Genomic DNA, 19,961 nt, shown 5'->3' with positions numbered 1-19,961 from the left:
GCACGGCATATTTACGCAAGCTCGTGAAGCCCTGATAACACCTGAGGCCCTTGCTCCATACAAGTGTAATCGTTCACCCCGCCTTGCGAGCATTGGCAGACGCCGCCTTGGCCGCCGCCCTTGGCTTGCGCATGACCTTGGGCGCTTCTGCCTGCGGGGAAACAACTTCGCGGGAATCGCCTGCGCGGTCGCTCGGGCGATCGCCCTGCAGCACCCGCATGACGGAAATGGATCTCGTTCCCTGCTCGTAGAAACCGCAAATCCGCCACATCGTCTTGATGGCTGCCGCGAGTTCGCCTTCACTCTGGAGGCTCGATCCCAGGGCATCGAGCAGAACGTCTTTACGAACCTTGGCGTACCTGTCGGTAATTTCCATCCCTCGCGCCGTCACCTGATAGGTGGTCTGGCGCAGCGGTCCGGCTCCTTTTTCGATCAGCCCTGCCTTTTCGAGCTTCCGCAATCCATAAAGGATATTCGAGCTGTCATCGCGATTGAGATAGCGCCCGATGTCGGCAGCGCTCTTGGGCTCTTCGTTCATACGGATCAGTTGCAGCACCGACACGTCAGACTGCGCCAGATATTCGCCGCTGACAAACTCGTGGACCGCAGATGACCAGCGCGAGAATGCTTCAGAGATATGATGAAGCGCAAACTCGAACTCATGAAATTCAACGGCAGCCTCATCCGGAGAGAGGTGCGAATGCAGCAGGGCATCGCGCTCGCGCGCTTCAAGGTTATCTGCACCTGCCATCTTTCAATCCTTCACCCGCATTGTACCATGCAAATTCAATTTCCAATCAGCAGGACTAGGCGCAAACGCGTGCCAGTTCAATGCTGCGCAGAGTCACGGCGATGACGCACTCCGCAGCCCCGGCCTGTCTACGCTAAGTGCCTCGCAGCAAGCCATTCGCGCTCGCAAAAAGGGCGTGATCTGCGGCAAATACGATTTTCACACAGCCATACGGCCCCGGCCATCGGATGCCTTGACGACACCCGATGGAACCCGGCCACTCTCTGGCCGCACCCGGTATTATGCCCCTACGATGCGAGTTCAGGATTAATTCGCGTTTGTCACCGCAACGACCGAGAAGGCGGCACTCGACACCGTATTGATGAACTTCTGCAGGTCCACCGCCGGAGCATTCGATACGAAGATGACGTCGTGATCCTGAATGGTGAAATCCTGCGCCAGGAACAGGCTGCGCGCCTGCCCCATGTCGAGGCGGTAGATGACCGGAATCTTGCCCTCACGCGTGCGTTTCGCGCTTTGTGCGACAGCCGGATCGAGCGCCGCCGGATCCTCCAGCCGGAAAATGAAGACGCCATGCACATTGGCCTGCTGGTCGACCAGGCCGCCGACCCGGCCCAACGCCTGGGCAAGCGTCAGACCGCCGCCTTCGAACGGCACTTCGGAACTCTTTGCGACCGCCCCCAGCGCGGTGAAGCTGTAAGGCTGGAACATCGCGGTAATAACATCATTGGGCTGAATGATGATGTTCTGGGAAGGGTCGCGGATGATCGCTTCCAGCGGCATTCGCGCCACCTTGCCGTCGCGCGCGATCTGGATGGTGGTCTTGCCTACCGGTTGACGGGGCCCTCCGGTGCTGGCGACAATATCCAGCAGACGTTCGCCGCGTGCGGTCAGGGGAACGCGCTTGCTGACGCCGACCTCGCCCAGGATCGTCGCGGTCTGCGCCTCATTTGACACGATGCGCACGACCACTTGCGGATCATGGGCCTTTCCGGCCAACCGCGAAACAATCGTATGCTCCACCTGTTCCGGCGTGCGGCCGGCCACCGCGACCTGACCGACGAAGGGCACGGTTATGGTGCCATCCTCGCCGACCACCTGCTGCGGGATCGTAGCGCCTTGCGAGACCGACATGCCCGTTTCCACGTGCGCACTGCCGAACAGTACGGCAGGCGGTGCCTCCCATACGCCGATGTCGAGGACATCGCCTGTGCCGATCACCGTCCCGACCGGCACCCCCTTGCCGAAGATGTCGGAAAAGTGCTGCGACTGCGCATAATGCTGCATACGCGCGATCGCATCATCGCTGAGGTTGATGATCTGGATGTCTCCGCTGGCGTAAGACTGCTGACCGGCAGCCTTTACCGCCCCGGTCGTCGGCCCGGACCGGCCGAAACCGACGCAACCGGCCAAAGCCGCTAGACACAGGGCCATGGCGACCTGACGCCCGATCATCAGGGACGCCGCACGGCGGGACTTGGCAACGGGTATCACAGAAACCTCCGGTACATTTCATCGAGACGGGCGCGATAGGCCTCGGGCGAGAACAACTCGGCCTGCGCCAGACCTTTACGGCTAAGCTCAGCCCGCAGATCCGCATCGCCGCACAAGGTGCGGATACCACTGCAGATCGCAGTCGGGTCATAAGGATCCACGGTTAGTGCGGCATCGCCAACGATTTCCGGCAACGAGGCCGTATTCGAACATAGCACGGGCGTCCCCAGCACCATCGCTTCCAGCGCGGGCAGGCCAAAGCCTTCGTAAAGCGAGGGGAACAGAACGCCACGCGCACCACGGATCAGGGTGACAAGCATGGAGAAGGGGACATAGGGCAATTGCACCACGCGCTTGCGGGCCTTCTTGCCCACTTCGCCCTCCTGCTGAAGAACTTTAAGCTCCTGCTCGGATTTCCAGGCCTGCGCACCTATGATCAACAGCGGTACATCGACCTGGCTGGCCAGATAGGCTTCCAGGAGGCGGCCAATATTCTTCTTGGGTTCGATCGAGCCCCAGAACAGCAGGTAATCCTTGTACCCGAGGTTGGCGTATCCTTCCACCTCACGGGCAACCTGTTCATCCGGCTTGTCACGCAGCGAAGCAGGGATATCGACCGATTGGTAGGTATTGGTGATGCGCTCGGGGCAATGCCTGCCACCTCCACAAGATCGCGCTTGGAGCATTCCGATACGGTAACGAAATGATCGGCGGTGCGGTCCAGCTCGCGGATCAGCTTCAGGTACGCCCGCTTGTTGTCCAGCGTGGTGTAAGGCAGGCGCAGCGGCACCATATCGTGCAGCGTATAGAGGTTTGGGCGGCCCGGCACGCGAATGGGCAGCGGATAGGTCCAGTGCGCCAGATCCGGCATTTCCGGCGGCGTCACCGACGCCAGCTTACCCCACAATTTGAAGCCGCTCTGCGCCCTTCGGAACACATCGGGCGCATTGAACATCCGATCGAAGTGCGGCAGTTTCGATGAGAAGGCGCGCGTAACCACCTTGCCCGTTACCGGAACGGTCTGCGCGGTCTGCCCGAACGGACGCTTCACGGCGTGATAGCATTGCTGAAGGACGTTCCCCAGCTTGCCCGGCTGCCTGTGCGCATCGGTATCGAAGAACGACACCTCACGCAGCAGCGCATCGCGCGACATGCTGGAGCGGCTGCCGTACAGCACGGCCACGTCATGGCCGATCGCGCCGATCTCCTTGCTCAGATTGCGGGCATATGTGGCCACGCCTGTCCCCTTCTGAAGGCTCAGGTTGTAGCCGTCGATCAGAATGGTCCGGTTAGTTGCAGTCATGTAAGGGGTTCCGGCAATCTTGTCTGTCGCACCGCCATCTGGGTGAAAGGCCAGTCCTCGAAGGCACCGGCCGCCGTCAGCCGCCGCCAGGCGTCCTGCATGCCGGAAATGCCTGCCGCGACCTGCGCCATGCGTTCTGCATCTGTTGTCGCCAGCGCAATCACGCAGATCGCGCGAATCCAGTCGACATCGGCCGGATCACGAACGGCAGCCTCGCCAGTATCGGGTCGTTCCTCCATCACAGGTCCGTTGGCCTGCTGGAAACGCGGGTCTCGCACCATCGCCGCCAGCAGATGATCGAGCGTGGGATGATCCCGCAATAGACGCGCAGCATCTTCGTCGCCGATCGGCGAGAGATGCCACGCTATCCGGGCAAACAGTTCGAGGTCAGGCCGACCAGGTGCCTGCCTTGGCACATCGCCCTTGCGATAGCGGCCGGGCGGACAGGCATCGAGATCCATGCCCTGACGCGCGACAACGAAGGCAAGATGCTCTTCGACATCCTGCACCGGCTCTCCCAGCGCGCAGGCGGTGCGATAGGCGATCTCCGCCCGTTCGAACAGATCGCGCTCCTTGCTGACGTGGCCGAGTTGCACCCAGTAGGAACGTTGGTAGGGGTGGAGCGTCAGGCCCGCGGCATAACGCTCGTCCGCTTCTTCCCACGCCTTGGCGTCGCGGCGCCAGTCGCCTTCCATGACCAGCGCGCGGAAACGATCGTCCTGCAGCGCGCGATGCTGCGCCACTTCGATCATCGCATTGCGATTGGGCGTGATGGCAAGGCTCTTGACCGGGTCCGTGCTGGTGACGGCCTCCATGTCTGCCGGAGACATTCCTGCGGGCGCAGGACGCGGCGCCCGGTTGGACAGGCCGATCTTTTCGCGAAAATCGCTGTAGGCGTCCTCGAAGTCGTCATATAGGTCCAGCCGTCCGCCATGCAGCACGGCAAAGCGGTTGCAATGGTCACGCACGTAAGCGGCATCGTGCGAGATGATGATCATCGCGCGGTCGCCCCGCTTGCCAAACAATTCCTGATTGCAGCGGTCGTGGAACCGCGCATCGCCCACCGCGCCGATTTCGTCGATCAGGAAACAGTCGAACTCGATGATCATCGAAATGGCAAAGGCAAGACGCGCACGCATACCGGAGGAATAGGTCCGCACCGGTTCGCGCAGATAGGCGCCCAGCTCCGAAAAATCCTGCACGAATGCCAGATTGCGTTCAAAGTCCTGCGCATAGATGTGGCTGATAAAGCGAATGTTGTCGACGCCCGTCAGCATCGTCTGGAAGGCGCCGCCGAAAGCCAGCGGCCAGGACACCGACATCGTCCGCTCGATCCGCCCGGCCGTAGGCTTCTCGGCGCCACTGATCAGGCGCAGCATCGTCGACTTGCCGGCACCATTCCGGCCCAGCACGCCAAGGCGCTCGCCCTTGTGCATTTCGAAGCCGATATTATCGAGCACAACGTTCTGTCCGAACCGGGTCCGGTACACCTTGCGCACATCGGTAAGGCGGATCATTCGGGAACCACCCTGCCCGACACCCAGCGCACAGCCAGCAGCCCGGTCAGCGTCAGCACCAGACTGAAAGGGATGACATAGGCCAGATCGTAGTGCGCATGGGCACGCATCCCGAAATAACCTTCGCGTACGATTTCAGTCCCATGGACCATTGGCACATACAGAACGTAATCCTGTGCGACCTTGGGCAAGGCATCGACCATGAACGCCGCGCCGGACATCGGAAACAACAGGTACGAGAACGGATGCCACAACTTGTCGACGAGTTCACTCTCATGCGACAGAGCGCCCAGCGTGATCGCCAGCGCCCCGCCGAACCACGCGATCAACAGCCATCCGCCGGCCACTTCCAGCACGTTCTCAGGCGGCTTGAGCCAGCCGATCGCGATGAAGAACACACTTAGCGTGGCGAACGAGATCGTCGCCCCGCCGAACTCCAGCAAGACGCGCGCAAGATAGATGTCGAACACCCGGATATTGCGGTGGTACAACAGCGGCAGGTTGCTCCACAGCGCACCGATGCATCGTCCGGGCATATTGCGCCACAACAACACGCTCGAATAGCCGGTCAGGGCAAAGGCCACGATCGGAAGGTCGCTGCCGTGGACCGATTTCGTCGCTGTCCAGAGCGCCGTGACGCCCAGCGTATAAAGCATCGGCTCCACGAACAGCCAGAGAAAGCCGATGTTATGCCGCCCATAGCGCGTCAGCATCTCGCGGATCAGCAACGCCCCCAGCACCCGCCGCTGGATACGCAGGCTCTGCGAAAGCGGCGGACTGGTCTGGCTGTCGGGCGATGCCGGCAAAGACTGCTCCATGGTGTCGGCCATCAGTCACGATGCTCGCGAATGCCGATGAGCAGGGTCGAAAGCACGCCCCAGGCGATCAGGCCCAGCAGCAGCGTGGCAAAGATGCCGCCGATCCGCCGGGGCTCCATGGCATAATCAGGTGTACTCGGATCGGCGATACGCTGCACATAGGCGCGCTTGCGCTCTGCATCGGTCCGCGCATCCTGCAAAGATGCCAGCGCCGTCGCCAGCTGCTTGCCGGCAATCTCGGTATCGAGTTCCAGCTCCTGATAGCGCGCCGAAGCCGACGAGAGCGACTTGCGTCCCCCTGCGATACCTGCAGTCTGGGCATCGATCTCCTGCTGCAATTTGTTCGCCTGCGTCCGCAGATAGGGGATCTGCGAGGCCTGCGGCGTGTAACTGGTCAGCTGGCTGAGCTGCGTCTGCACCGAGATCAGTTCATCCTGCAGCTTGGAGATCATCTGCAGGCGCACGGTCGCTTCCTTTTCGGGATCGATCACGCCTTCACGATCGCGATAGTCCGCCAGCGCCCTGGCCGCGCCGCGCGCACGGTCCTGTGCCTGGTTCACTTCGGCCTGGGCCGAGGCCACCGCGTCCTGACGCGCACGATCCGACATGCGGTTCACCAGTGCTTCCGAGCGCTCGAGCAGCCGCTCGTTGATATCATGCGCCTGCTTGGCCCCGTAGGCCCGCACCGTCAGATAGAGAACCTGCGTCGTCGTCTCGTCCTCGACCTTCACATGGTTCAGGAAATAGTCGTAGAAGTGTTCGCGATCACGCTTGCCACCGGCACCGAAACGATCGAACCAGAAAATCGAGGGCGCCGTGTAGGCCCGCGTCAGCAGCCCATCGCTATCCGCTTCCTTGAGCGCCAGACGCGAGCTGAGATATTCCTCGACCGCGTTGCCTTCCTCGCTCGCCCCGCTCAGGCCGCCGCCGCTCAGCATCAGCCCTAGCGGAGACATGCTGCTCTTGTTGGAGCCACGCACCACAAACCGGGATTCCGAGACGTAGACGTCGCTGGCGAAGATGCCGAAGTACAGGATGGCCACAACCGTCGGGATAACAACGGTAATCAGAAAGAGCGGGCCGAGAGACTTGAGGCGCAAAATAAGACGGTCCAGCACGGTATCCTTCATCGTCAAGCCGGGTTGCGGGTGATCGTTGTCATCACCGTCAGGTTTGCGCGTTTGCGCAGAAACGAAAGTGTTCATCCGGCGCTCACTCCGCCGGAACGAGCGCAGGACGCAATGCGTCCGGGGAGCCAGTCGAAGCGCGGAATTCCGACATCGGATGCAACTGGGGAAGCCATTCCTCCAGATGTTCGAAATGTCGGTCCCACGTCGGCGCCCGGAACCGATGCATCGCCGCCCGCTGTCGGTCGAACTCCGGCGCACCGGGCGCAAAACGGGCAATGGCGGCCTGCCAGACAGCGGCATTGTCTGTCGGCAAAAATGTCGGAATACCTTGTCCCACTTCACGCAGGCACGGCAGATCGCTGGCGATCACCGGAACGCCTGCGTGCAACGCCTCGACCATGGGCAAGCCATAACCTTCGGCCAGGGTTGGCATCACCACTGCGCGGGCGCCTGCCAGCAACCGAGCCACCCCGGCATCGTCATGCCGCTGGTACATGGTCACATGCCCACGCAACGCCAGATCACTATCCAGACGCCTGCGCACGGGCTCCGATCCATAGCCCCACTGACCTACGATCACCAGTCGCGGCGCCGCACTGCCCAACCGGGCGACGAGACCACTCCACACATCAAGGAGCAGGCGATGGTTCTTACGGCTCTCGATCGTGCCCAGACACACGAAATAACCGCCGGGCTCTCCATTGGGGACTCGGGGAGTCATCGCGTTTCCGGCAATGGGTGCAACCAGCAGCGGCGGCACCGGCAATCGCTGGGAACGAGCAAAAGCCTTCAGATCCTGCGCGACGGCAGCCGTGCTGACCACGATCCCGGACCCATGCTGAAGTGCGCCGAGCACGCGCCCGCGATGGCGCCGGACCGCATGCGCACTGCAATGCTCGCCGTGGGTAATGGGAATAAGGTCGTGCAACAAGTAAGCGCTGCGCAGACCCGCCATCCGGATCCACCGCTGGTGGCTTTCCAGATCGAAATCGGTGTGATTGACGTTCAGATATGTCGCACCACGCAGGGCTGCAGCAGGACTGCCTGTCATCAGCGCGCGCGCGGTGAGAGCCGTCACCTGCCGGCGAAAGCTTTCATCGCGTCCGAGCAGGAGGTCGAAAAGATCATCGGAATGGCGGCGATCCAGCACACGGACGAAGCCCCGGTGCTGGACCACGGCCTGAGCACGGGCCGCAAACCGGCGCAGATAGGCATAGGCGACACGGTCGATCCCCGTCGACAGGCGCCGCGACCAGCTGCGCGCGACCAGTCGCGTGACATCCAGCAACAAGGGGCGTTCGGCTATCATCGCCCGCCTCAAATATCCGCCGACCACGGCATCGACGATGACGCGACCGCTTTGCGTCCTCCGACAGGCGGCACGGCACTCGACTGAGGCGCGGTCTCGTAAATTTCCGGCAACTCGCGATGCACCACCCGCTCGGCCAGAGCATGCATCCGGGCATCGTCTACATCGATCCACCAGGCACTGCCGATGTCCATGGTCGCGGCCCGCCCGCGATTTGCCAGAACCTGCATACCGTCGGAAAGGCTACCGCCCTGCCCCGCTGCGATCGCCTCGCGAATGGCCTGTGCCAGTTCAGGAGTAGCCAGGAACGCGCCGCAATCGACGGCATCGAACACCGCGATCGTCTTGCCGATCTCGCGAATTGCGCTATCCTTGCCGGTCCGCACCCAAGTGGCATCTTCGGGATCGACAAGTTCGTGATCCGTCCGGCGGTCGATCGCCAACGTCACGCCCCGATCGCTTCCCCCTGATCGGCAAGGCGCGCCAGAATGGTGCCCGAGAAGATATGATCGGCCATCATCAGCAGATAATCGCCCTCGATCGCCTCGGCACCGGCCAGCACGGACCAGCCGTTCGGCTGCGACCAGTCGCCGACGCGCCGAACATCGGCTCGAACACCCGCGCGAGCCGCAATGTCCGGCAGCGCCGCCTCGACACGGGGTGCTTCGTGCCCCGTCACCACGACGACGCGCTCAACACCAGCCGATGCGGCCTGCCGAATGCCCAATTCGATAAGAGCGATACCCGCGATCGGCGTGAGCGGTTTGGACGGTCCAAGCTGACGCAACCGGCTGCCGTAACCGGCAGCCAGAATCAACGCGTCCTTGGGCGCTTTGGACCGGCCGCACCGCGCCGACGCGGTGACAGCGGCGAGGCTCATCCGGCCGCCCGCATCTGCCCGTCAAGGTAGCTGTCGAGCATGCGCATCGCAGTTTCGTCAGGGAACTGCTGCGGCGGGTGCTTGCAGAAACTCGCCGATGGCGGGATCAGTGCACCGCTTTCCCCTCGCTCCAGCGCGACCTTGCAGCAACGGATCGCATCCATCACGCAAGCCGCCGCATTGGGGCTGTCTTCGACGGAAAGGCGCAGCTCGAGGTTCATCGGCACATCGCCCCACTGCACGCCTTCCATGCGAAGGAAACATATCTTGTTATCCTTCTGCCACGGCACATATTCGGACGGGCCGATGAGAATGTTCTCCTCCGCGAGGCGTTGTGCCAGAGCGGCCTGAACCGCTTCGGTCTTCGATTCCTTCTTGCTCGAAAGGCGTTCGCGATCGAGCATGTTCATGAAGTCGGTGTTGCCGCCGGTGTTGAGCTGATACGTCCGTTCGGTGGTGACGCCACGAACGGTAAACAGGCTGGACAGCGTGCGATGGACGATGGTCGCGCCGACCTGAGCCTTGATGTCATCGCCGACGATCGGCAGGCGCTTTTCACGGAAACGCGCTTCCCACATCGGATCACTGGCGATGAACACGGGAATGCAATTGACCACGCCAACGCCTGCCTCAAGCGCGCATTCCATGTAGAACTCGGTCGCCTTCTGCGATCCGACCGGGAGGAAATTGACGAGAATATCCGCGCGCGAGGCACGCAGGGCAGCAACGATATCGTCCTTGGACGCTTCAGCGTCCTGCGAAACGATGAAGCCACGCTCTCCCACACCCGTCATGTGGCGAGCGACACCGTCAAGCACCACGCCCTTCATCACCTTGACACCGGTCGCAGGGACATCGCGATGGAACACGGTGGTATTATTGGGAGCAGAAAAAATGGCATCAGCAATATCAAGGCCGACCTTGCGGTCATCGACATCCACACCCATCACGAATTGAACGTCGGACACGCCATACCCGCCGATCTTTTCATGGATAACGCCACGGCTGGATTGGGTTGCAGCATAATAAGCAACCCCCTGTATAAGCGAACTCGCGCAATTACCCAAGCCTACTACGGCGACCTTTATTACTGTCATTTCAGACTTTACTCCAAATCAGATCGCAACTAATTCCTGAATCGCACCATCACCGCAGATGTCAGTGCAAAACGAACCTTGGTTCACATCACTTAAAGCCTGAATTCAACCATCATTCCTGCCCTGCGCCTGCTCGCAAAGGACTTCGCGAGCGAAACCCTCATCCACACAGACAGTTGCACATGAGGGAACAGGAAGCGCCATGGAATCAAACAAAATGCGACGAACCGAGATCATTATGCCTTCACATGCTGGAACAGATAGCCATCTGCGCCGTCCAAAAGCAATTGCCTGAGACGATCTCATCCGTGTTTCAGATTTATTTCAAATTCTAACAAGAATTTAGATTGAGAAATTTTGGCGAACATCTCAATAAAATCATATAAAATTGATACGCAATTATCCTTATTATCGTATCGCGATGAATTAATTTTAATCCTAGTCGGAATGCCCATACGCGCCTATGCGCGCCCCTTTCGAAGGCCGCCTGATGAATACCGTGTGCATCGACTCCCGCTATATTGCGGATCGCCCCAGCGGCATCGGCGAGGTAGTCCAGGGGCTGATCGACTTCGTCCCGGCACTGGCGCCGGACACGCATTTCGTTCTCCTGCGCAACCCCAGGCGACGAACGCCTCTCTGCACGGCAGACAACGTCACCGAAATCATCGTCCCACAGGCAGCCAATGGCCCGTCGACCATGTGGTGGCTCCCGCAGGCCGTCGATCTTTCCCGGATCGATCTGTTCCATGCTCCAGCCAACATCATGCCTGCACGCCTGGCGATGCCCTGCGTGACAACCATTCACGACGTCATGTGGCTGACAAATCCGGCGTGGTGCCGATCTGGCACGCGAGGCCTGATCGATCGCGCCTTTTATAGCCATGGCATCCGTCGCGCATTGAAGTCAGCGGCAGCCATCACCACCGTCAGTGCCGCCAGCGCAGCAGAGATCGCGCGGATTTCACCTTCTGCCGCCGCCCGCACGTTCATCACGCCGTCAGGTGTCTCTGCGCGCTTTCGCCCAACCCCCGGATCATACGAAAGACTGGCATCGCTCGGACTGCCGCCATCCCGGCGCTATGTCCTGACGGTCGGCCAGTATGCGCCCTACAAGAACCATGAAGGCGCTATCCGCGCTTTCGCGTTGGCCTGCGCGGACATGCCCGATATCGACCTGATCCTCGTCCAGCGCATGGGACGACGCGCGCAGGCCCTCCTTGTCCTCGCAAACGAGCTCGGACTGCAAGGCCGCGTGCGCCTGCTGCAAGGGGTCGCGATGGACGACCTCATTGCCCTCTACTGCAATGCCCAAGCCCTGCTGCATCCCTCGTTCTGCGAAGGCTTCGGCAATCCGCTGGTCGAAGCGATGGCCTGCGGCTGTCCCGTCGTGACCAGCGACGTGTCGGCCATGCCCGAAGTGACCGGGGGCGCAGCTCTGACAGCTTCGCCATATGATCCTTCGGCGCTGGGCATCCAACTGCGCCGAACTCTTACGGATGCCCGCCTGGCAGACACTATGAGGCAACGTGGCTTTGCGCGTGCTGCCCGGCTCAACTGGCAGCAGTTCGCCGCAGGGCATCTGGAGGTCTATCGACGCGTGCTGGCGAATGCCTGAACAATGCTTGTCGCGACCGCACGCTCGGCAACGGGAACCCGCACCCACGACCATGCAAGAACGATGTTGAGGATCACGGCTTCGTAGAGGAAATACCACAAGGGCGAGCCCGCGAGCATCGAAAGCCCCAGGCCAATCGTGCGATAGTTTGCCCCCAGAAGCGGCGAGCGTGGCAGCAGCGTTGCGGCATTGGCCCGCACGATCTGCCTCGCCCGCGACAAGCTAGCCGGATCGGTGCCGACTTCGGCCAGCACCGTATCGAGCGAACGCTCTTTCGGCGCCGTGGCGTCTGCCAGCGCCAGATAAGCCCTGCTCAATCCTCCGACCATTCCGGTTGGCGTTGTGCCCGCGCCGTCCTGCCGGGAATGGCGCAGCCACGGCACGCCGTAAGCCCACCACTGATATTCGCGACGTTGCGCTTCATAGCGGTTTGCCTGAACGATCCGGCTCCCTCCGGCCGCAATCGTCGGCAACCACGCCAGCACGCCGATGAAGTGCTGCAACTGGAAGCCCAGCAACAGATACAGAACCAGATGGCTGGCATAATCGCAAATGCCATCGACCAACTCACCGCGCGGGCTGGAGCGGCCGGTAAGTCTGGCCAGATCGCCGTCCGCCCCATCGACCACATGCCAGGTCATATGCAGCAGCAGCCCCAGAAGTGCGCCGAACGGCCAGCTCAGGCCGATATAGGACAAACCTGCCATGACAACGATGGCCGCTCCGGCCACGGAAACCGCATTCGGCGTGATCGGCGTGGCCGACAGGGATATCGCCAGACGCCATGCCAGCGGATGGTACAGCCAACGGTTCAATCCGTCCTGCAATTCGCGCGGGCGCGATGGCGATACCGGCGATGCCGTGCCAGCGTGCCGACGTTGTACGCTCATCGTTCTTGCCTACTTGTCAACGTGTTCTGCCCAACAGCCTTGGCCATCCCGCTCAGGCGACTTATACGCATCCGCTCTGCCGCGAAAAGCGCTTCACCGGAAATTCGGAGTCCTCACATCGTGTCTAGTCTGGTGATCGCCTTTCCCTCGGCCAGATCAGCCGCCGTTCTCGTGGCAGGAATACCTGCCGCCGCCCGCGCGCTGTTGCAAGCCGTTCGTGAAACCGATGCGCCTTTCACGTCCTGCATTTTCATTACGCCGGACTTATGGGAACCCGGCAGCTTCTGCCGCGCCGAATGGGCAAGGCTGACGCCCGGTATCACTTGCAGCGTAGCGGCCGAGGCACCGAACCTGCCGGACGCCACCGCGCCTGTTCACAATGGCACAACCCTTGTCCTACACGCCGCATCGCTTTCTCCAGAGCAGATCTTGCGCGATGCGGACGAGAAGCAGCAACTTCGCGCGCTTCGGCTCGCCGGCCGAAGCATACTGGCCGCCACGACCAAACCCGGTGACGGCGTGGTCTCACGCTATTTCAACCGTCCGATCTCGCAGGCGATCTCGGGCCGGTTACTGGCTATTGCTGGTATTACCCCAAATCATGCAAGCGTGGGCACAGCGCTTCTCGGGATCATGATGGCCGCCAGCCTTTTGCTCGGCGGACCTTCCGGCCTGATCGCAGGCGCGCTGCTGTTCCAGGCAGCGTCGATCTTCGATGGCGTGGATGGCGAAATTGCCCGCGCGACCTTCCGCACATCCGCGAAAGGCGCCATGATCGACAGCCTGATCGACGCCGTAACTAACCTGGCCTTCATCGGCGGCGTCACGGCCAATCTCGCGCTTGCAGGCGAAGGAGCGGCAGCCATCGCCGGCGCCTCCGGTCTCGCCATGCTCGCAACAGGCCTTCTTGCCATCGGGCTGCGGTCAGCCCGGCAAGGTGGACCGTTCACCTTCGACGTGATCAAGCATCATGCACGGCGCAAGCCCTCGTTCCTGATGCAGTGCCTTATCTGGCTGACGATGCGCGATTTCATTGCGGCGCTGGCATGCGTCCTGATCCTTGCCGGGTTTGCCCGATATGCCCTGGCAGGCTTCGCCGTCGGCGCAGCCTTGTGGCTGATGTACACGCTATCCGTTCTTGTGCGGACAAGGGCGGTTCCAGTGTCGAGCTAACATCCTGCCCTTAGGAAAAATGGTGCAACATCGATCTGCGCACGGATGACGTTGCACCACCATGGCTGTCACTTTTCGAGCGTAACCCGCTTGGCATCGGTATTGATCGAGGGGAACGGAAGATAAGATACGCGCAGACGTTGCAGCAGCGACAGCTCATGCTCTCCCGCCGGATACCCCCCGGATAGGCAACGCTGATCGTCGCGGCCGCCCCAAACGGCCAGCGTCTGTCATAGGCAGTTTCCATTTCGTCCAGCGTCAGCGGCCCCGGCCCACCTTCACCGCAGAACTCGTCGAAGGTCACGCCACCGCGATCGATCGCCACGCCATCCACCGAGACGGCCAGCTCCTCGATCATCGAAAGTCCGAGGCCACGATAATAGCCCAGCTTGGTCTCGAAGGCGAAGCCGGTCGGTGCCTCGACCGGACCGACGTTACGAAGCGAAGTCTCGTCAATCAGATACTTGTCGAACATCTCGCGACCTCCAGTTCTGCTTCGGCCTTGGCGATCAGGCGCTTGAACATCTCATGCTGGCGACGGACCTGCTCGCGACTGTCGACTTCCATCACATCCTGAATCCAGCGATTGCCTTCGTATTCGCTAGAAAGCGTGCCTTCCCAGCCGCACTTCACCAGTTCAGGGATCACTTCATCGTAAGCAATCGCGGGATCGGTATAATCCTCGTTCATTTCGTAGAACTTGGCCTGGATATGGCGGAAGTACGGCGCGTAGTCCTTGAGACGCTTCGGATTGGCGTAGGGTGCATGGCGCAGGGTTTCCGCCATCGCGATTTCCGCCTTGTTGCCGCCCATCTTCACCGCGACTTCGTAGATCGTGTATTCGCACATGATCTTCTGTTCATGCTGATCGACGATGAACTGGGTGATCTCGGGCCGCGCGCCCTGGCGCTCGAAACGGGCGCGGAAGGCGGGCGGATAGTGCTTCATGAACACGCCCATGTCCGGCAGGATACCGAGGTGCTTCGTGGCCAGGCGATCGGCGACGTCGATCGTGCGCAGTATCCAGGCGTGCTCCAGATGCCAGGGCGCATGGACCTCCACACCCATGTGAACATCCATCTTCTCAGCATAAGGCACGCATTTTTCGAGGATATCCGGACGCACGAAGATCAGCACGCGCATGTTGCGGATGCCGAGGCGGTTGCACAGCGTAAGATCGCGCTTGATGCTTTCCACCTGCTCCTCGTCCGACAGAAGCTCGCCCTTACGCAGCTTGGTGTCGAGGAACATGTCATAGCAGGTGAAGTGCGCCCCATGCCGGTCCAGCATGTCGCGCCATTCGCCGATCTGCGCATCGCTGACATACGGGAACGTGGGCATGTTCTGCTCAGGCAGAATCTCGATTCCCTGCGCACCGAGCGTTGCGGCAAAGGCGATGACGTCCTCCACGGACATCTTGCCCAGGAACATCTCTTCCTGAAAACTGTAGAGGCTGACGCCTCGCTGGATTTTGGACACGGGCATCAGGTCTCCGGTTGCGTGCGGGGCAGTGCAAGACTGCGAAAATGTATCGGGAATAGAGGGTTGTGACTATCTGCAGGAAGATCGCTCGCCTGTGCCTCGACTGCCGCCTCGCTGCGCGGCAGTTCGAAAGGCAAACGTCCTTGCGGCGGCACGCGGCCTGCAAGCGCCGCGAAAAGCGCCTCGTCGCAGGCCCCGAAGTCGACCACAAGCGCGGTCGAGAGCGACACCAGCGGGGTCAGGACCGCCGGACGATCCAGATAGACATCGACGATGACCGGCAGCTTGCCCGCATGCGCGCGCAGCCAAACGAGGTCCGGATCGGAGGCCGGAAACGCCAGCGAACCTTCGTGCTGCATCGCCCCGAAGAAATAACCGCGATGCAGATTCTGATGCGGCGCGCTCATCCTGACAATCGCGAAGTCGGCTTTTTCCGGCGCGGCGACCACCGTGAACCCGGCGGTGCGTGCCGCTTGCGGATCTACCCCGCGCAGATACACGCGCGCACCGCGCGCAAACGGAATGGCCCTGGCGCTCTTCAGCACCACCATCGCCTGAGCCTGCGCCGTCAACCCCGCTTCGCGATCCGCTGCCGCCCCCACATCGCGCGCTGCGGCTTCGGGCGACACGAACGGATGCTCGAACAGCCCGAGGCGGAACGTCTGGGTAAGTATCCGCAGCACCGCCTCGTCGATCCGGGCCTGCGACACCAGCCCGGCCCTGACCGCAGCGACGATCGGCGCGGGATCGCTCTCGCCGCCGAACTGGTCGACCCCAGCGTTGATCGCACGGGCATAGCGCTGCGGACGGGTCAGCCCTTCCACGCCCCAGGGCATGGCGATCCCCTCGAAACCGGGGCGCTGCCCGGCTGGAACACCATCCCGGCATACCGCCGTGCAATCCGCCGTCACTGCCCAGTCGGACAGGACGATGCCCTGATAGTGATAACGCCCGCGCAGCAGATCATGGATCATCGGCGCGCTGAAGGCGGCCCCGGTCGGTCCCGCAGGCTTGCCATCGATAGTCAGCTTCGCGAACACCGAATAGCTGGGCATCACCGCTGCCGGTTGGACTGCGAAGGCTGCCGCGAAGGGCTTGAGGTGCAGCGGCAGTGCCTGCGTTCGCAGCGCGGAAAAGCGACCGTAATAGTTGTGCGAGTCCCAGCCGTCCTGCGCCGCGCCATAGCCGACCCAGTGCTTGACGACGGCAGCGATACCGTCCGGCGTCACACCGTACCGGCTACCCTGCGCCCCCTCGACATAGGCCGCCACCAGCGGGCCGACACTTGCCGGATCTTCTCCGAAAGTGCCGTCGATACGCGGCCAGCGCGGCTCGGTGGCAAGGTCGGCCTGCGGCCCCAGCGAGATGGTGAAGCCGACCGCGCGATAGTCGCGCCGAACAATATCGGCGAAACGATACACCAGCGCAGGATCGCCGATGGCACCGAGCCCGGTGGGATCGGGCCACTGGCTGAAGCCTGCCGTGGCGACACTGGCGCCCACGGTCTTGTGATAGCCATGGCGCGGATCGGTGGCGAGCGTTGCCGGGATGCCGAGGCGCCCCTGTTCGGCCACGTCCTGCACCGCATTGGCGGCGCGGGCGAGATCGGCGGGCGCAAGCGTCAGCATCGAACTGAACGCCGTGACATGGCTTTCCAGCGCCAGCCTCCGCACCTGCGCCGGATCGTATCCATGCGCCGGTTGACCGAACGGCGCATCGGCAAAGGCGATCGGCAGAACCATCTGCCCGGCCTTTTCCTCCAGCGTCATGCGCGCAAGGAGATCCTGAGCGCGCACTTTTGGCGACAGCCGCCAGTCCTCGTATCGGTCGAGACGACCGTTCCGGTTCAGATCGCGGAAGCGCAGGCCATCCACGGTCAATACCGGTACACCATGCGAGGCAATCTCGGGCTGCCGGTAAGACTGGCCCGGCGCATCCGCCCAGCCCGTCCCTGCCGTCATCAGGGCCATCGACACCATGACGGCAAGCGGAGCCAGCATCCGCGCCGGGACATGCTGCCCTGCGATCCGTCGCTGTTCCCGCCTGTCGATCATGATGCCTGGCCCCCTGACCTTAGAAGTCGAAACCGAGCTGGACGCCGATTGTCCGCACCGAATTATAGCCGAAGGTCTGAAGATAGCTCGACTTGCCAGCGGCCTGATCGCCCGATTCCAGATCGATGGAGTTGGGCATCAGCTTGTTCGTGCAATTCTTGCAGAACACCGAGAACTTCCAGTGATCTCCCCGAACGCCGATGCTTGCACCGAAGATGTCCACCGCGTCCAGCATCGCGCCCGGTGCATGGTTGACGAGATAGTAGATCGACGAACGGTGATACCAGTCGCCCGCAACGAAGGCGGTCAGATCGCCGCCGACCGGGTGTTCATAACGTGCGCCCAGCGTCGAGGTGAACTTGGGCGAGGATGGCGCGGTCATGCCCTTGGCATTGAACGTGCCATCGCTGGAGCAGCCCCCCTGCCCGGCATAGCACTGCACACCGGGAAAATCTCCGAACTTGGCATCGAGCAGTGTGGCATTACCGTGCAGTGTCAGCCCCTCGAAAGGCTTGGCCGTCACATCCACTTCCACGCCCTTGCTCGTAAGGCTGGCCGCATTGCTGATAAGGAAAGTTCGCAGGGTCGAATCGAAGGACTGCGACTGGTAGTTCCGGAATTTTGTATGGAACGCCGACAGATCGATGACGAGGTGTCGGTTCAGGAAGCTGCCTTTGAAACCGACTTCCAGCGTATGGGAAGTTTCCGGTTTGATGCGGAGGTCCGCATCCGCGACAGGCGCGGTATCGTTGAAGCCCGGCCCCTTGTAGCCGCGCGCGTATGAAGCATAGAGCATCGTATCGCGGGTGAAGTTATACTGCGCACCGCCGCGCCAGCTGAAATCGGTGTGCGCATAGGACTGGTCGAACGTGCCCGTGATCGCCAGCGGCACGAAATAGCTGAGCTGGTTCTGCGCAAGATCAATGCTGATCTTGTCATGCGTCACGCGGCCTCCGGCGATCAGCTTGAGCTTGTCGGTCAGTTCATAAGTCAATTGACCGAAAGCCGCATAGCTATCGGTATCGAGCGTATAGTCCTTGTCGATGCCAAGGAAATAGTCGTTCGAGGAGGTACACGGCGCGCTCACGTCGGCACCCACGCAAAAGGGATAGGTCGGCAAGAGGAACGAGGGCACGAAATTGCTGCCCGCGATATTGAGGTACGTGTTCAGCGTCGAGTGGAACCAGAACAGGCCCATTTGTCCGCTCAGTCGATTGCCCGCGGGCAAGGCCAGACGCAGTTCATTCGAGTACTGGTTATAGCTGGAGATGTTATGATTGACGTTGGCGCCGTCCTGACCCGTGGAATCGGCATCGATCTGCTGGTCCAGATCATAGAACCGCCAGGCGAAGATATTGCTCAGCTCCATGCCGTTGCCGAGAACATAAGCGACTTTTGCCTGCGCACCGCCATTCTTCAGATCGCGATATTCCGGCGCATCCGAGGCATGAACCAGGTTCTTGTCGCTCGGCACGACACCATCTGCCGCCAGCGGCGCGGCATCGATGCTGCCATCGGCAAGTTCACGATAGGTTGAGTCATAATAGCCGGAAATACCATGGGATTCCGCGTAGTCGCCCTGAAGCCGGATAGTCAGCGCGTCGGTTGGTTCCCACAGGTACTTGGCCCGTACGCCGTACTGGCGCAGCGCCCCGTCATAGCGGTTGCCGATGCCGCCCACATGCTGGGTCAACGGGTCCTGATAGGAATAGACCCCGGCGATGCGCAGCGCCGAATTCTCCGAGACCGGGATGTTCAGCGCGGACCGGGCGATCACGCCCTGGCCATCGCTACCGGGACGCGGGCGGCTGTCGCCTTCCAGATCGAACGAGCCGCCGAACTTGCCGAGCACCGGATCGGTGCTGCGGATGTTGACGAGACCCGCCGAGGCGTTCTTGCCGAACAGCAGGCCCTGCGGTCCGTTCAGCACCTCGACCTGCGAAATGTCGAAGAAGATCGGCGAACTGGCGAGCGGGCGGCCGATGTTCACTTCGTCGATCGCGGTGGCGACGCTGGAATCGATCGTTCCTGCGAAGGCCAGCGTGCCAATACCGCGAATGGTGAAGGTATTGTCCTTGCCCAGCTGCATGCTGGGTGCCGCCAGCGTCAACTGGCTGGCATCGTTGAGGCCACGATCCTTGAGCGCATCGGCGCTGATGGCCGTGACGCTGACCGGCACGTCCTGCAAGCGCTCTGAACGGCGCTGCGCGGTCACGACGATGTCGGCGATACCAGTGTTCTCGTCGGCACTGGGCGTTGCCGAAGGTGCAGCCTGCTGCGCCATCGCGCCGGAAGCAAAGCCGAGCGCTGCCGCGCTGATCGACGTCAAGAATGCAATTCGTGCGAGGCGCATATCCCAATCTCCCAATTCGGCCGCGGCCCTTCATGTGGCCGATCGGTCCGCTGCGCTTGTCGTTGAGCGATGTACGCCGCAGCGCCATCACC

The 19,961-nt window shown here is 61.7% G+C and carries 18 protein-coding genes; 2 read left to right on the top strand and 16 right to left on the bottom strand.

From position 1 onward, the window contains the following. Positions 1 to 73 precede the first annotated feature (73 nt). From CI805_RS17585 to CI805_RS17535, 11 genes are all read right to left on the bottom strand, one after another. Complete coding sequence (locus CI805_RS17585; RefSeq protein ID WP_260929620.1) at positions 74 to 751, bottom strand: winged helix DNA-binding protein; 678 nt, start codon at positions 749 to 751, stop codon at positions 74 to 76. Between the two features lie 306 nt (positions 752 to 1,057). Next, entirely contained in the window at positions 1,058 to 2,206 is a 1,149-nt protein-coding gene (locus tag CI805_RS17580; RefSeq protein ID WP_260929619.1) for a polysaccharide biosynthesis/export family protein, read from the bottom strand. A 35-nt stretch (positions 2,207 to 2,241) separates the two neighbouring features. Further along, positions 2,242 to 2,724 (bottom strand): glycosyltransferase family 4 protein, encoded by a 483-nt coding sequence (locus CI805_RS17575; protein WP_260929707.1) that lies wholly within the window; start codon positions 2,722 to 2,724, stop codon positions 2,242 to 2,244. Next, positions 2,682 to 3,548: a glycosyltransferase gene (locus CI805_RS17570; protein ID WP_260929618.1), complete on the bottom strand. Its 867-nt coding sequence runs from the start codon at positions 3,546 to 3,548 to the stop codon at positions 2,682 to 2,684. Before CI805_RS17570 ends, CI805_RS17575 begins: the two co-directional genes overlap by 43 nt. Further along, positions 3,545 to 5,065, bottom strand: a complete 1,521-nt coding sequence (locus CI805_RS20970; protein ID WP_313958599.1) for an ABC transporter ATP-binding protein — start codon at positions 5,063 to 5,065, stop codon at positions 3,545 to 3,547. The genes CI805_RS17570 and CI805_RS20970 overlap by 4 nt, the downstream gene beginning before the upstream one ends. After that, positions 5,062 to 5,895 (bottom strand): ABC transporter permease, encoded by an 834-nt coding sequence (locus tag CI805_RS17560; RefSeq protein WP_260929617.1) that lies wholly within the window; start codon positions 5,893 to 5,895, stop codon positions 5,062 to 5,064. Before CI805_RS17560 ends, CI805_RS20970 begins: the two co-directional genes overlap by 4 nt. After that, the gene (locus CI805_RS17555; RefSeq protein ID WP_260929615.1) at positions 5,895 to 7,088 is read right to left on the bottom strand and encodes a hypothetical protein; all 1,194 of its coding nucleotides are present in this window, start codon (positions 7,086 to 7,088) and stop codon (positions 5,895 to 5,897) included. The genes CI805_RS17560 and CI805_RS17555 overlap by 1 nt, the downstream gene beginning before the upstream one ends. A 7-nt stretch (positions 7,089 to 7,095) precedes the next feature. Next, entirely contained in the window at positions 7,096 to 8,322 is a 1,227-nt protein-coding gene (locus CI805_RS17550; RefSeq protein ID WP_260929614.1) for a glycosyltransferase, read from the bottom strand. Between the two features lie 8 nt (positions 8,323 to 8,330). Then, positions 8,331 to 8,771, bottom strand: coding sequence for a hypothetical protein (locus CI805_RS17545; protein WP_260929613.1), 441 nt, complete (start codon positions 8,769 to 8,771; stop codon positions 8,331 to 8,333). Further along, entirely contained in the window at positions 8,768 to 9,202 is a 435-nt protein-coding gene (locus CI805_RS17540) for an NTP transferase domain-containing protein (protein WP_260929612.1), read from the bottom strand. The genes CI805_RS17545 and CI805_RS17540 overlap by 4 nt, the downstream gene beginning before the upstream one ends. After that, a complete protein-coding gene (locus CI805_RS17535; protein WP_260929611.1) occupies positions 9,199 to 10,299 on the bottom strand; it encodes an inositol-3-phosphate synthase in 1,101 nt (366 codons plus the stop codon). Before CI805_RS17535 ends, CI805_RS17540 begins: the two co-directional genes overlap by 4 nt. A gap of 463 nt (positions 10,300 to 10,762) precedes the next feature. Between CI805_RS17535 and CI805_RS17530 the strand changes: the two genes are divergently transcribed. Beyond that, on the top strand, positions 10,763 to 11,917 hold the full coding sequence (locus CI805_RS17530) for a glycosyltransferase family 4 protein (RefSeq protein WP_260929610.1): 1,155 nt from the start codon (positions 10,763 to 10,765) through the stop codon (positions 11,915 to 11,917). Here CI805_RS17530 and CI805_RS17525 read toward each other — a convergent pair. Then, on the bottom strand, positions 11,890 to 12,807 hold the full coding sequence (locus CI805_RS17525; protein WP_260929609.1) for a CDP-alcohol phosphatidyltransferase family protein: 918 nt from the start codon (positions 12,805 to 12,807) through the stop codon (positions 11,890 to 11,892). The genes CI805_RS17530 and CI805_RS17525 overlap by 28 nt on opposite strands. Positions 12,808 to 12,846: 39 nt before the next feature. Between CI805_RS17525 and CI805_RS17520 the strand changes: the two genes are divergently transcribed. Further along, a complete protein-coding gene (locus CI805_RS17520) occupies positions 12,847 to 13,980 on the top strand; it encodes a CDP-alcohol phosphatidyltransferase family protein (RefSeq protein WP_260929608.1) in 1,134 nt (377 codons plus the stop codon). A gap of 10 nt (positions 13,981 to 13,990) precedes the next feature. Here the strand turns inward: CI805_RS17520 and CI805_RS17515 are convergent, their stop codons facing one another. Genes CI805_RS17515 through CI805_RS17500 form a run of 4 tightly spaced genes read right to left on the bottom strand, consistent with a single transcriptional unit; the run spans position 13,991 to position 19,845 of the window. Beyond that, complete coding sequence (locus CI805_RS17515) at positions 13,991 to 14,455, bottom strand: DUF6379 domain-containing protein (protein ID WP_260929607.1); 465 nt, start codon at positions 14,453 to 14,455, stop codon at positions 13,991 to 13,993. Then, positions 14,437 to 15,465, bottom strand: coding sequence for a sugar phosphate isomerase/epimerase family protein (locus tag CI805_RS17510; RefSeq protein WP_260929606.1), 1,029 nt, complete (start codon positions 15,463 to 15,465; stop codon positions 14,437 to 14,439). The genes CI805_RS17515 and CI805_RS17510 overlap by 19 nt, the downstream gene beginning before the upstream one ends. After that, a complete protein-coding gene (locus CI805_RS17505) occupies positions 15,465 to 17,516 on the bottom strand; it encodes a glycoside hydrolase family 3 protein (protein ID WP_260929604.1) in 2,052 nt (683 codons plus the stop codon). Before CI805_RS17505 ends, CI805_RS17510 begins: the two co-directional genes overlap by 1 nt. A 19-nt stretch (positions 17,517 to 17,535) precedes the next feature. Continuing rightward, on the bottom strand, positions 17,536 to 19,845 hold the full coding sequence (locus CI805_RS17500; protein ID WP_260929602.1) for a TonB-dependent receptor: 2,310 nt from the start codon (positions 19,843 to 19,845) through the stop codon (positions 17,536 to 17,538). Between the last annotated feature and the right edge of the window lie 116 nt (positions 19,846 to 19,961).

It is taken from the genome of Novosphingobium sp. 9, assembly GCF_025340265.1.
In the GTDB taxonomy this organism is placed as follows: Bacteria; Pseudomonadota; Alphaproteobacteria; order Sphingomonadales; family Sphingomonadaceae; genus Novosphingobium.
The sequence above is the reverse complement of the archived record's forward strand: the minus strand, read 5'-3'. Positions and strand labels throughout refer to the sequence as shown.